Raw genomic sequence first — 12,387 nt, forward strand, 5'->3', positions numbered from 1 at the left:
GAGTCCGAGGAGTCCGCCCGATGCACGCGGCGTCTTCAGTGCCCCGGTTCAGTGCCCCGGTTCAGTGCCCCGGCTTGGGGGCCCACAGCTCCCAGGCGATGCCGTCGGGATCGGCCACCGAGATGAACTCCGCATAGCCGGCGTCCCGCACGGGCGAACGCGACACTCCGAGGTCGTCCAGGTGCCGGGCCCAGCCGTCCAGGGCGGTCCGGTCGGAGACGGTCAGCGAGAAATGGTCGAGTCCGGTGCGGGAGGCGTCGAACATGTCGCCGCTGCGTCGCAGGGGCTCGTGGACGGCCAGCGTGAGCCCGCTGTCGGCGTGGCGCATGACCTGCCGGGGATGTCCCGCCTCGGCCGGGCCGGGCCGCACTTCGCCGACGGGCTCGAATCCCAGTGCGCGCCTGTACCAGTCGACGCTGGTGGCCATGTCGCGTACCACGATGGCGATGTGGGCGATCCCGGTGAACGTGCTCATGATGCGTTGCGGTCCTCTCTTGTTGTCGGCCGCCGGTCCTTGGGCGGTCCGGACAGGCTCGGGGCCGGCCGTCGCCGGATGAACCGACGGGAGCCGGGCGAAACGGCCTGCGATGTCCTCACGCGGCGCCCGCTCCGCCCGCAGCCAGGAGAGAGGCCGACTACGGGAACCCTCGAAGTCCGACCGTGCGGACCGGCACCTCCGAGGGCGCGGCGCCGCCGGGGCCACCACTAAGCGACCGGTCGGCTTGTCGTGAACGTACGTGACCGGGCAGAGGGAGTCAAAGATCAGGACGGCCTGGTACGGGACCTGTCTCCTTTCATGTGCGAGGCGGGAACTCCCAGTGGGCGCCGGGTGTTCCAGGACCGCGGTGCCCGGCAGGGCGGGACGAGGTCACCGGCCGGACTTCGCCGGTCATGGGACGGCTCGCCGGTGACGGGACGGCTCGCCGGTGACGGTTGAGAAGACGATCACGAAGCAGGACGCTCCGGGGGTGCCAGGAGGTCACGGCGCGTGTCGTCGGCGCTCGTGGCGTACGACGCGTGGTGCTTGTCGTGGTGCAGCTCGATGATCTCGGGGCGCCGAGAGGAGCGGTTCTGGCCGGTACGTCACCCTGTGGGAGCGATGGCCTGTTCCGGGCGATGCCGGTGAGGCCGGGGCGGCCATACTCGGTCTGGACCAGTCGGAGCCGGTTCGGGGGGCGCTCGGACAGCGCCCCCCTGCCCCGACACGTACGGACCCGCATACCCATGACTCCCTGGAAGGGGACCCCTCATGAGTGGATTACGGCTGACCGGCCGTCTCAGAACGCTGGCCTGCGCCCTGGCCCTGACCGCAGGCGCGCTGACGACGGCCGGTCTGTCCGGCACCGCGATGGCCGCGACGGCGGCACCGCTCGCCGCCGCACCCGAGATCGGTGTCCAGTTCAACGCCGACGGCGACGCCGGCCAGTGCGGTGGGACCACCGGACAGCAGTGGGCGGCCTCACCGGACTGGACGCAGGCCATCAGGTTCGACACCGACAACCGTTCCGGCGGCTGCCAGCTGGCGTTCGGCGTCTACGACCCGGACGGGACCCTCGCGGGCGCCTCCATCACGTACACGTTCCTGCCCAGCTCCGGCGGGGACGCCGGCCAGTGCGGGGACTACCAGGGCACCTACGGCATGCCGATCCAGACGTTCCGGACCTTCGGCCAGGCGGTCAGGGTCGACACCGACAACCGCGCGGGCTGGTGCAACCTCACCTTCACCGTGTCCGGCCGCTCCGACGTCGGCCTCGACGTGCAGTTCTACCCCGACGGCGACGCCGGCCAATGCGTCAACTACCTGCCCCAGGGGCAGTACCGCACGGCCTACGCCGGCAACCCCGTGACGGTCGGCATCGACGCGGACGGCCGCTCCGGCGGCTGCCAGTTCCTGCTCCGCATACGGCGCTTCTAGCACACCCGGTCAACGGCGCCCGACGGTCACGTTCCGCGTCGCCGTCCCTTCGCCTGGGCGAGCCGGACCGTCTCGGCGACGTCGCCCTCCTGGGTGAACAGGTCCTGGCCCGTGAACTCGGCCATGGCCTGCTTCGCCCAGGGCGCGTACGGCGCCGGGACCAACTCGTCGAGCGGGGTGCCGTTCGTCGCCCTGGCGGCGAAGTTCGTTGTCAGGCAGGCGCCCGGCTCGACGGTCTTGGCGGACACGCCGAACGGTGCGAATTCCAGCGCGAGGGACGCGGTGAACCCTTCGACGGCCGTCTTGCTCGCCTTGTGGCCGGCCGAGAGCGGCAGGTGCCCGAGCACCACGCTGGAGGTCGCGTTGACGATCACGCCGCTGCCACGCTCGCGGAACCGGGGCAGGTACTGCCCCGCACCGTACTCGTAGGCCCGGTCGCCCAGGGCGAGGCGTTTGGCGCCCTGGGCGATGACCGCGAGCACGGTGCCGGTCATGGCGGGCGCCGGCGGGTCCGGCCGGTCGGTCTTCGAGATCAGAGCGCCGTCGACGGCGGTGGTCCAGTCGGGCCGGGCAGGCGACGGCGGACTAGCGCGGCCACCGCGCCCAGCCCGGTCAAGGCCGCGAGCGCCCCGTAGCCGTAGGTGAGGGTGGCGAGCGAGGCGACGGCGGCGACGAGCAGCGGGCCGCCCGCGTCGCCGAGTTCGCGGCCGAGTTCGGCGGCGCCCATCGTCTGGCCGAGGCGCTCCGCGGGGGTGCCCGCGGCCAGCGCGGCGAAGCCGAGCGGGGTGATCAGCCCGGTACCGGCGCCGGTCAGGACGGCGGCGGTGAGGATGCCGACGAGACCGGGCAGCATGGCGCAGGCCAGGCCGGCGGCGGTGAGCAGCAGACCGGCGGTGAGGCCGGTGCGAGTCGTCAGGCGCCCCGCGTCCAGAGCGCGTCCGGCTCGGGGCTGGACCAGTGCGGCGGTCGCGGCGAGCACCGACACGGCCGCCCCGGTGGCGACCGTGCCCAGCCCCGCCGCACGACCGGACACCGGCAGGAACCCGACCCCGACCGACAGCGCCGCGGTGGCGGCGGCCAGCGCGGCGGTCGGGGCGAGGAACACCGGTTCGGTGAGCCGACGGGCCAGGTCGAGGAGCGTCTGCCGAACCCTGGGCAGGGGCGGTACGGCCGGGACGGCGAGCGCGGCCCAGACGGCGACCGTCACACCGAGCACCGCGAGGACGGCGAAGAGCAGCCGCAGTCCGCCGGCCCGGACCAGGACCCCGCCGAGCAGCGGGCCGAGGGTGTAGCCGATCGACTTGTAGAAGCCGTAACCGCCGAATGCGCGGCCGTGCTTGGCGGCCGGGTTGAGCCGGGCGACCAGGGCCGAGGCGGACGGGGAGAAGGCGGAGGCCGCGGCTCCCTGGCCGAGGCGGGCGGCCCAGAGCCAGCCGGGGCTGTCGGCGAGGACGTACAGCGCGGAGGCCAGGGCGAAGGCGACCAGGCCGCCGAGCAGGACCGGACGGGCGCCGATCCGGTCGGCGAGGGTGCCGAACACCGGCTTCAGCACGACCTCGGCGCCGTCGTACAGGGCGAGCAGGCCGCCCAGCACCAGCAGCGAGGTGACCGCGTCCGCGCTGTGGCCGCCGAGGTTGGCGGCGATGCCGTGCGCGCCGAAGGCGGTGGTGAACCCGGCCGCGTACAGCGGCCACATCTGGCGGCGCGGAGCGGGCCGCGCGGTCACCCGTCCGCCGCCGGGGTCCGGTGCGGTTCGGCGGAGAACCGCGCGGCACAGCCCTGGCGAGCGGCGCCGCACTGCTTGAGCCGTTCACCGGCCCCGGCCGCCCGGCCGCCCGCCTGTTTCGAGAACTTGCTGGACACAGACGGAAATGTAACGCCTGAAGCTCGGCCCGCTCCTCCCCCGTCGGCTCCGCTGCCGTGACCCGCCCGGCGACGCCGGAGTCGGCCCGGTCACGTCCGCGCGCTCACAGGCGTTTGACAGTGCCGCCGGACATCCACCATGCTTCCATTAATTCATTAGTACAAGCATGGTGGAACCGAGGAAGGCGACGTGATCGACTACCGGATCGACCGCGGCAGCGGCGTACCGGCCTACGTGCAGATCGTCGAGCAGACCGAACGAGCGCTCCGGATGGGCTTCCTCAAGGTCGGGGACAAGCTGCCCACGGCCAAGGAGGTGGTGGCGGCGACCGCCATCAACCCCAACACCGTGCTGCGGGCCTACCGCGACATGGAGCAGGCCGGTCTGGTCGAACTGCGCCGCGGTCTCGGAACCTTCGTGACGCGGTCACTCGCCCGGCCCGGCGCGCAGGACGACTCCCCGCTGCGCCGGGAGGTCACCGACTGGGTGGCCCGCGCGCGGGCCGAAGGCCTCGAACGGGCCGATGTCCTCGCGCTGGTCACAGCCGCCCTGGACGCCCACGACAACGAACACGACAACGAACACGACAGCCCCGCCCCGGGTGACCGGGGACGGAAGAAGGAGGACGCATGACCGGTCCTGACGCGCCGGCCGCGCTGCGCGCCACGGGACTCGGGTTCCGGTACCGAAGGCGGGGCGGCTGGGCCCTGCGGGACTGCGAGTTCACCGTGCCCGTCGGTCGTATCGCCGCCCTCGTCGGACGCAACGGCGCCGGCAAGAGCACCCTGCTGCACCTGGCCGGCGGCCTGCTGCGAGCCGGCTCCGGCGAACTGGGCGTGCTGGGCCTGGCGCCCGGCACCGCCGAGGCCCGTGCCCGGGTCGCCCTGCTCACCCAGGACAAGCCGCTCTACCCCCGATTCACCGTGGCGGACACCCTGTTGATGGGCGAGAAGCTGAACTCCTCGTGGGACCGGACGGCCGCCGAGCGGATCGTCCACGAGGGCGGCATCCCGCTGCACGCCCGCGTCGGTGAACTGTCCCCCGGGCGACGCACCCGCGTCGCGCTCGCCCTGGCCCTGGGCAAGCGGCCCGAACTCCTGCTGCTCGACGAGCCGTTGGCCGATCTCGATCCGGTGGCGCGAGGCGAGATCATGGCCGAGCTCATGGCCGAGGCCGCCGAACGCGGCACGAGCATCGTGCTGTCCTCGCACGTCCTGCCCGAGCTGGAGGAGACCTGCGACTGGGTACTGGTGCTGCGCGACGGCCACGCGGAGCTGAGCGAGGACGCCGAGACACTGCGCGAGAGCCACGCCGTACTGACCGGACCCGCCGACCGGGCCGACGACCTGGCCGCACAGCACACCGTCGTACAGGGCCGTACCGCCGGCAGACAGCTGACCGCGCTGGTCCGGCGGCGGGGACCACTGCGCGGCGACTGGCACGTGGCAAGGCCCAGGCTGGAGGACATCCTGATCGGCTATCTCCGGACCGAGGAAGAGCCGGGGCGCCGGGACGCGCGCGAGCGGACGGAGGCCGCGGCATGAGAGGCTCCCTCTGGCTCGCCTGGCGCCAGCAACGCGTGGCGGCCGGCATCGGTGCGGCCACCCTGGTCCTCGCCGCGGCGATCGCCGCGTACTCCCGCTCGGGCATGCTCGACGCCCTGCGCAGCGGGCTGTTCGACCACTGCGCCACCGGACCGCTGTACTGCACCCGGTCCGACAGCGGCCTGCCCCTGCTGCTGGACGTGGAGCCGCTGAAGTACCTCGGGGCGCTGAACATCGCCCTGCCTGTCGTCATCGGCGTCTTCTGGGGCGCCCCGTTGCTGGGCCGCGACCGGGAGCTGGGGACCCACCGCCTGGTCCTCGCCCAGGGCCCGAGCCGCGGGCAGTGGTTCGCCTCCCGGTTCGCCCTGGCCGCGGCGACCACGGCCGTTCTCGCCGGCCTGCTCGCGGGAGTGTTCGCATGGTGGTGGCGACCGGCCGCCGACCGCAGCTACGGACTGTTCTGGTACGACGACACGGCCCTGAGCGGCTCAGGTCCCCGCGTCGTCGCGGCCGCCCTGTTCGGCCTCGCGGCCGGCACCCTTCTCGGCCTGCTGACCCGCCGGGTCCTGGCAGCGATGGGCCTGACCCTGCTGGCGACCGGGATGACGACACTCCTGCTGGAGTGGACCCACTGGTCCCGGCTCCTGGTCCCGCCGCACACCTATGTCAGCGCCGGCGACACCCCCAAGGCGCCGATGGGCGAGAAGTGGTCGACCGGCGACTACGGCCTGATCACGGCCTCCGGCCGGCACGACTCGGTGTTCAACTGCCCCTACCCGTCCGGCACCCAGCTCAAGGAGTGCATGACGGCACACGGGTACGTCGCGCGCTTCTACGAGGCCAACCCGGCCGGTGACTACTGGGCCTTCCAGTGGACCGACACCGCGGTCCTCGGCGGCCTCGCCGTCCTGCTCACGGTCGTCACCGTGCTGCTCCTGCGCCGCCGCGTCTGACGCCGTCGCCGTCGCCGTCGCCGTCGCCGTCTCCTTCACCCCTCGTCCCGCGTTCCTCACCGCTCACCCCTCACCCCTCACCCGGGTTCCCTTTTTCTCTGCACGGAGGTCGCTTCGCCATGCCCGTCGACGCCAGGTCACCGAAGAAGCTGCGCCACAATCGCGCCACCCTCACCCACAGGAGCGGTTACGCCCTGCGCCACCCCGACCACGTCGGCTGCCACCGGGCCGTGATGGCCTCGGACACCCGCCGCAACCCGGAGGCCGCGGTCGGCAGCCGGACCCATGAGCACCGGATGCCCGACATCGGCTGCGGCAACCTGCGGGGCGTCGAGCGCCGCCTCGGGGACAGGCTGCCGCACCTGACGGTCTCCGGCGACCTCACCCTGGACTTCCTGCCCGACGACCACTTCGACGTCGTCCACGCGCACAGCGTCTTCTCCCACTCGCCGCTGGAGGTCATCGACCAGTGGCTCGGTCACGTCGGCCGGATGCTGACCGAGACCGGGTTCTTCGACTTCACCTTCGACCGCGCCGAAGGTGCCGAACACCAGGTGCTGCGCGAGGACTTCCCCTACCGCACCGAGACCCTGGTGGCCCTGGCGCAGCAAAACGGCCTGCACGCGCGGTTCATGGACGACCGGGAGAAGCGCCCGCACGGCCGGTCCGGGATACGTGTGAGCCGCTCGCCCCTTCCCGCCGTCCGCTGACCCGGCCCCGGTACGACGTGCCGTCCTCCGAAACTCACCACGGCCGGGCCCGCCTGAGCGCGATGGACGGGCTTCGCGCGGTGGCCGCGGCGATGGTGGCCGCGTACCACTTCCTGGGCACGCCCACCCCGCACTTCTGGGGCAGGACCGAGCTCCGGGATTCCGCCCCGTTCCTGCACGAGATCAGCCGCTACGGCTGGCTCGGCGTCGAGTTCTTCTTCCTCATCAGCGGATTCGTGATCTGCATGAGCTGCTGGGGACGGACTCCCGCGCAGTTCACCGTCTCCCGGATCGCACGGCTCTTCCCCGCCTACTGGTGCGCCGTGCTCCTGGTCGTCCTGCTGGTCCTGGCCTCGCGGCTGGGTCATCGGCCCGCCGCGACGCACATCGACCCCCGCACCGTCCTGGGCAACCTGACGATGGCCCCGGGGCCGCTGGGGCTCGATCCGGTCGACGGAGTCAGCTGGACCCTCTGGGTGGAGGCACGCTTCTACCTGCTGATGGCCGCGCTGCTCGTCCTCGGCCTCTCCTACCGACGGGTGGTGGCCTTCTGCGGAGTCTGGCTGGCTGCCGCTGTCGTCGCCCTTGAGATCCACTCACCGGTGGTCGACGAATTCGTACTGCCGCGGTACACCGGCCTGTTCGTCGCCGGGATCGTGCTCCACCTCATGCGGAGGTTCGGACAGAGCCTTCTGCTCTGGCTGTTGCTCGGTTTCGCCTGGTGCTACCAACTCACCGTGCTCGAACTGCGGGTGGCCGACCACAGCGCCGTCCCTCCGGGCGAGAGCCGTCCCTCCTGGGTCGTCTGCGCGGTCGTACTCACCGTCTGCCTGGGGCTGCTGGCCCTCGCCGGAATCGGTCCGCTCGCCGGACTGCGATGGCGTTGGCCGGTCACCGCGGGGGCGCTCACCTACCCCTTCTACCTCGTCCATCAGAGCCTCGGAATCCCCCTGGCCAAAGGCTTGGTCCAGGTGTTCCCGAGGCTCGGGCCGGTGCCCTCGACGGTACTGTCCGTCAGCTGCATGCTGGGGCTGTCCCTGCTGGTGCACACCCTGGTGGAGCGCCGGCTCGGCCCCCGTCTGAGGCATCGCCTGACGCTCGACATGAGGCTCGGCATGCGGCCGCGGGACCTCGCGGCGCACCCCGCCCCCACCCGCGCGCGGTAATCCCGGAACCCCGGAACGCCGCCGATGAAAGGACTCCCATGCGCTTTCGCGCACGTACCAGACGGTCACGCATACTCATCGCCGTCGCCACGGCGGCGGCCGTCGTCCTGGCCGTCGCCGTCACTCTGGCCCTGACGGTCACGACCTACGATCACACCTCGCCGCGCGCCGCCCGGGCGAAGGCATCGGGATCGGTCACCGGAGGCGTCGACTGCCGCAAGGCGAAGTGCGTGGCGCTCAGCTTCGACGGCGGCCCCAGCCCGACGACCCCCAGGCTGCTGGACATCCTCGAACAGCAGGGTCTGCACGCCACGTTCTTCGTGCAGGGCAAGGGGCACATCTCGAAGTACCCGGACATCCTGCGCCGTATCGCGGACGAGGGGCACGAGATCGGCAACCACACCTGGAACCACCGGAGGTTGACCGACCTCGACGAGAAGGACGCCCGTCAGGAACTGACCCGGACCCAGGACGCCATCGAGAGGATCACCGGCACCAGGCCCGTTCTGATGCGTCCGCCGGAGGGCCGCACCAACCGCAAAGTGGAGAAGATCTGCCGGGAGTTGGGGCTGGCGCAGGTGCTGTGGAGCGTCACCGCCAAGGACTACGAGACGACCGACTCGACCCTGATCACCGAGCGGGTGCTCGACCAGACCCACCGCGACGGCATCATCCTCCTGCACGACCTGCACAAGGGGACCGTGCCCGCCGTGCCCGGCATTCTCAAGGCGCTCAAGCAGCGCGGCTACACCATCGTCACCGTGTCGCAGCTGCTCGCCCCCGCCCAGCCCCAGCCCGGGATGGTCTACCGGCCCTGAGCCGGGTCACCGGGCCCACGAGGCGGTGGTCAGTCGGTCTCCGCCCCCGCGAGCAGCGCATCAAGTGCCCTACGCAGCACGGCCAGTTCGGCCGGGGTGGGATCGGCCGGCTCGTGCGGCACCAGCGCGGCGGGGGTCACCACGGGGGTGGTGCCCTGCGGACCGGACAGAGCCGCGGCACGGGCGAGGACCGCACCGCTGTCGGGCGGCGGGGTGCCGAGGCCGTCGCCGAGCCTGCGCAGCGCGGCCGCGAGCGGCGGCCGGGGGAAGGGGAAGTCCGCGGGGAGCAGCCCGGCCTGCCGGGTGTGGTCGTCACCGCGGAAGTCCAGGGCCCAGTCCTCCCAGCGCGGCAACGGCCAGTCGTGGATGCCGGCCGCGGTCCGCACCGCCCAGAACGAGACGGTGCGGGTCCGCGGGTCGACATGCACGCCGCCGTACGGCATGTCGGTGAGCACGGGAGTGGCCGGCGACGCGGCGAGATGGCCGATCAGGCCGGGTCCGGCGGCGAGGTGTTCGATGGGCTCCCAGTCGCTGCCCCATGCGCGGACGCTCCCGTCGGGCAGGCGCAGCGAGACGACGGAGCTGGGCTCGGTGTACTCGGTGTCCGCGAACCCGGCGGGTTCGAAGGTCTCGAACCAGCCGGGGGCACGGGTCAGGTCCCTGCCGAGGCCCAGGTGTTGGGTGAGATCGCCCATGCCGTCGTGTGCGAAGCGGACGTCCCAGCCGGGCCAGGTCCGGGCCAGTACGGCGCGGGCGGCGAGGTGGTCGGCCCAGCTGCCCGCGTCGGCGAACCAGAGCAGGACCCGGCGGTCGTGGTCGACCAGGGCGGCGCCCTCGCACCACACGTCGTCGAGCCATTCGTCGATCTCCCGGTTGGCACGGAAACAGCGTGTCGCCGCGGCCGGACCGGGCAGCAGATCGTCGACCACCCGGTTGGCGGCCCAGTGCGAGTAGTACCGCTGCCAGGCGCCGTCCTCGACCACCACGTACTGCGCTCGTGCTCCCATGACCGGCGAGGCTAGTGCCGCCGGGCGACGGGCGACGAACGCTTTTCAGGCGACCGGTCCGGGCGTCCTCCGGCCCGGCGGCGCGAAGTGGACCAGGATCCGGCCGGTGTTGGCCGTGTCGATCTCCACGCGGTCGTACAGCTTCCTGATGTGTCTCTGGCCGAGGAACGCGAGGACGCGCCCCTTGAGCTGTCCGGTGCCCTTTCCGTGGATGATCTGCACGACGGGCTCCCCCGTGCGTTTCGCCTGGAAGACGATCTGCCGCAGCGAGAGTTCGATGTCGCGGTTGTTCCGGAAGATCGGGTGCAAGTCCAATGTCAGCAAGGCGCTGCCTCCCACCGCCTGTGGCGTCCCGGTCCGAGTGTGCCATGCGGCACCCTGCCGGACGCCCCGAGGGCGGGTCGCCTCAGCCCTGCGGGCGGACCAGCCGCTCGTCCGGGATCACGGCGACGCCGAGGATCTCGATCATCGCCTCGGGCTGCCAGAGGGCGGTCGTGCCGATGCCGGCCATCGCCGGGTAGACCGGGCCGGCCAGTTCGCGCCAGACCTTGCCGATCTCCTTGCCGTGCGCCTGGTAGTCGGGGATGTCGGTGAGGAAGAGCGTGATGCTCACCAGGTCCTCGGGGATCCCGCCGGCGGCGCGCAGCGTCGTGAGCACGTTGCCGAAGGCCTGCCGGAACTGCTCGACGATGCCGCCGGGGACGATCCGCAGGTGCTCGTCGAGCGCCGTCTGCCCGCCCAGATGGAGCGTGTTGCCGCTCAGGGTGCCGTGCGAGTAGCCGCTCGGCGTGGGCAGCGAGGGCGGGTTCACCGGGATCGGAGTCATGGCGGGTTCCTCCTGGCACTGGGTGGTCGCAGGCAGCGTAACCCATCTATTGACGTTATTCGACGGTCGTGAAAATCTCGCTATATCGCCGCCCCGCCCCTCCGCAGTCGCTTCCGCCTCACCGACACCAGGAGCTGAGCATGGAACCCGATTTCTCCAAGTACGTCCTGGAAGGCGACAACTCGGTGTACGCCGACGCGTCGGGCCTGGTCGTCCCGGTCGTGACCCGCGCCGGCCGCGAAGCCGGCGGCACCGGCCAGTCGGCCGGCGCGACCCGGATCTCCGGTGTCTCCGTCCAGCACACCCCGGCCACCAGGCTCTGGTTCGGCAAGGTGAGCAACGAGCCCGGCTACCGCTCGGTGACCCACCACCACGGCGAGGCCGAGACCGGCGGCTACGTCCTGTCGGGCCGGGCCCGGATCTACTTCGGCGTGAAGTTCGAGGACTACGTCGACATGGCGGAGGGCGACTGGGTCTTCGTCCCGCCGTTCATGCCGCACATCGAGTGCAACCTCTCCCGGTCCAGGCCGCTGACGTGGATGACCGCCCGGACACCGGAGAACATCGTCGTCAACCTGCCCGACGTCGAGGACACCGAACTGCGTGACTGGCTGAGCCGATGAACGACGCGCCGAACGACACGCCGAACACCCCGACCTCCGCGATCGTCACCGCGGCCCTCACCCTGAAGCCCGCCCCGCCCGAGCACTTCGACCTCGCCTTCACCGCGACCACCCAGCCCTGCCCGTGGCCCAAGGCGTACGGCGGCGACATGGTCGCCCAGGCGGCCGCCGCCGCCATGCGGTCGGTCGAGGACAAGACACTGCACTCGATGCACTCCTACTTCCTGCGGCCGGTCGACATCGGCGCCGAGGTCCGTTACGAGGTGGAGCTGCTGCGCGACGGCCGCGGCTACGCCACCCGGCAGGTCCGCGGCTTCCAGAACGGCAGGCCCGTCTACGTCTGCCTGGCCAACTTCGCGGCGGGCGAGCCGGGTTCGGCCCTCTACGCGACGCCTCCGCCCGCCGGGGTGCCGGCCCCCGACACGCTGCCCAACTCGGCGTCGTACCTCTCCGGCACCGGTCCGGCGGTTCCCCGGGGCACGATGACCGACGTGTCGCAGGAGTACTGGAGCGGCGGCCGCAGCTTCGACATGCGGCACGTTCCCGGGCCCGTCTACCTCACCGTCGAGGGCGAGCGCGTTCCCCAACAGGCGCTCTGGGTAAGGCCGTTCGACCGGCTCAGGGCCGTCGACGGGCTGACCGACGCACAGCGCGACCTCGCCGCGCTCGCCTACGTCTGCGACTACACGATCCTCGAACCCGTCCTGCGGGTGCTCGGCCTCGCCTGGGCCGATCCGGGGCTGGTCACCGCCAGCCTCGACCACGCGATGTGGTTCCACCGGCCCGGTCCGGTGGACGGCTGGCTCCTGTACGCGCAGGAGGCCGTCGCCGCCGAGTCCGGCCGCGGTCTCGCCACCGGCAGGTTCTTCACCGCCGACGGGGTCCACCTGGCCACCGTCGTGCAGGAAGGCCTGATCCGCTCCACCTCCTGAACTCCTGGCTCCTGAACTCCTGACCTCCT

General features: G+C 71.9%; 15 protein-coding genes and 1 pseudogene. 9 read left to right on the forward strand and 7 right to left on the reverse strand.

Features of this window, described 5'->3' with window-relative positions; translation table 11 throughout:
- Positions 1 to 61: 61 nt before the first annotated feature.
- A complete protein-coding gene (locus IEZ11_RS44985; RefSeq protein WP_189268861.1) occupies positions 62 to 475 on the reverse strand; it encodes a VOC family protein in 414 nt (137 codons plus the stop codon).
- A gap of 774 nt (positions 476 to 1,249) precedes the next feature.
- On the opposite strand from IEZ11_RS44985, the gene IEZ11_RS44995 reads away from it, so the two are divergent.
- Positions 1,250 to 1,915: a hypothetical protein gene (locus IEZ11_RS44995; RefSeq protein WP_189268862.1), complete on the forward strand. Its 666-nt coding sequence runs from the start codon at positions 1,250 to 1,252 to the stop codon at positions 1,913 to 1,915.
- Positions 1,916 to 1,980: 65 nt separating this feature from the next.
- On the opposite strand, the pseudogene IEZ11_RS45000 reads toward IEZ11_RS44995, so the two are convergent.
- From IEZ11_RS45000 to IEZ11_RS45015, 3 genes and pseudogenes are all read right to left on the reverse strand, one after another.
- A pseudogene (locus tag IEZ11_RS45000) lies at positions 1,981 to 2,487 on the reverse strand (SDR family NAD(P)-dependent oxidoreductase); the annotation flags it as partial.
- On the reverse strand, positions 2,448 to 3,611 hold the full coding sequence (locus tag IEZ11_RS45010; protein WP_189268913.1) for an MFS transporter: 1,164 nt from the start codon (positions 3,609 to 3,611) through the stop codon (positions 2,448 to 2,450). The pseudogene IEZ11_RS45000 and the gene IEZ11_RS45010, both read right to left, overlap by 40 nt.
- A gap of 26 nt (positions 3,612 to 3,637) precedes the next feature.
- The gene (locus tag IEZ11_RS45015; RefSeq protein WP_189268863.1) at positions 3,638 to 3,778 is read right to left on the reverse strand and encodes a hypothetical protein; all 141 of its coding nucleotides are present in this window, start codon (positions 3,776 to 3,778) and stop codon (positions 3,638 to 3,640) included.
- A 190-nt stretch (positions 3,779 to 3,968) separates the two neighbouring features.
- On the opposite strand from IEZ11_RS45015, the gene IEZ11_RS45020 reads away from it, so the two are divergent.
- From IEZ11_RS45020 to IEZ11_RS45045, 6 genes are all read left to right on the forward strand, one after another.
- Positions 3,969 to 4,412 (forward strand): GntR family transcriptional regulator, encoded by a 444-nt coding sequence (locus IEZ11_RS45020; RefSeq protein WP_189268864.1) that lies wholly within the window; start codon positions 3,969 to 3,971, stop codon positions 4,410 to 4,412.
- Entirely contained in the window at positions 4,409 to 5,323 is a 915-nt protein-coding gene (locus IEZ11_RS45025; protein WP_189268865.1) for an ATP-binding cassette domain-containing protein, read from the forward strand. The genes IEZ11_RS45020 and IEZ11_RS45025 overlap by 4 nt, the downstream gene beginning before the upstream one ends.
- Entirely contained in the window at positions 5,320 to 6,276 is a 957-nt protein-coding gene (locus IEZ11_RS45030) for an ABC-2 membrane transporter-related protein (protein WP_189268866.1), read from the forward strand. The genes IEZ11_RS45025 and IEZ11_RS45030 overlap by 4 nt, the downstream gene beginning before the upstream one ends.
- Positions 6,277 to 6,395: 119 nt before the next feature.
- Entirely contained in the window at positions 6,396 to 6,986 is a 591-nt protein-coding gene (locus IEZ11_RS45035; RefSeq protein ID WP_189268867.1) for a class I SAM-dependent methyltransferase, read from the forward strand.
- Positions 6,987 to 7,048: 62 nt separating this feature from the next.
- Positions 7,049 to 8,152: an acyltransferase family protein gene (locus IEZ11_RS45040; protein WP_189268868.1), complete on the forward strand. Its 1,104-nt coding sequence runs from the start codon at positions 7,049 to 7,051 to the stop codon at positions 8,150 to 8,152.
- Between the two features lie 38 nt (positions 8,153 to 8,190).
- Positions 8,191 to 8,970, forward strand: coding sequence for a polysaccharide deacetylase family protein (locus IEZ11_RS45045; RefSeq protein WP_189268869.1), 780 nt, complete (start codon positions 8,191 to 8,193; stop codon positions 8,968 to 8,970).
- A gap of 29 nt (positions 8,971 to 8,999) precedes the next feature.
- Here the strand turns inward: IEZ11_RS45045 and IEZ11_RS45050 are convergent, their stop codons facing one another.
- From IEZ11_RS45050 to IEZ11_RS45060, 3 genes are all read right to left on the reverse strand, one after another.
- On the reverse strand, positions 9,000 to 9,977 hold the full coding sequence (locus IEZ11_RS45050; RefSeq protein WP_189268870.1) for a hypothetical protein: 978 nt from the start codon (positions 9,975 to 9,977) through the stop codon (positions 9,000 to 9,002).
- Between the two features lie 45 nt (positions 9,978 to 10,022).
- A complete protein-coding gene (locus tag IEZ11_RS45055) occupies positions 10,023 to 10,301 on the reverse strand; it encodes a Smr/MutS family protein (RefSeq protein ID WP_189268871.1) in 279 nt (92 codons plus the stop codon).
- An 82-nt stretch (positions 10,302 to 10,383) separates the two neighbouring features.
- Positions 10,384 to 10,803: a RidA family protein gene (locus tag IEZ11_RS45060; protein WP_189268872.1), complete on the reverse strand. Its 420-nt coding sequence runs from the start codon at positions 10,801 to 10,803 to the stop codon at positions 10,384 to 10,386.
- 140 nt (positions 10,804 to 10,943) lie between these two features.
- Between IEZ11_RS45060 and IEZ11_RS45065 the strand changes: the two genes are divergently transcribed.
- Entirely contained in the window at positions 10,944 to 11,426 is a 483-nt protein-coding gene (locus tag IEZ11_RS45065; protein ID WP_189268873.1) for a cupin domain-containing protein, read from the forward strand.
- The gene (locus IEZ11_RS45070) at positions 11,423 to 12,358 is read left to right on the forward strand and encodes an acyl-CoA thioesterase (RefSeq protein ID WP_189268874.1); all 936 of its coding nucleotides are present in this window, start codon (positions 11,423 to 11,425) and stop codon (positions 12,356 to 12,358) included. Before IEZ11_RS45065 ends, IEZ11_RS45070 begins: the two co-directional genes overlap by 4 nt.
- Positions 12,359 to 12,387 lie beyond the last annotated feature (29 nt).

This window comes from Streptomyces fuscichromogenes (genome assembly GCF_014645815.1).
Lineage (GTDB): Bacteria > Actinomycetota > Actinomycetes > Streptomycetales > Streptomycetaceae > Streptomyces > Streptomyces fuscichromogenes.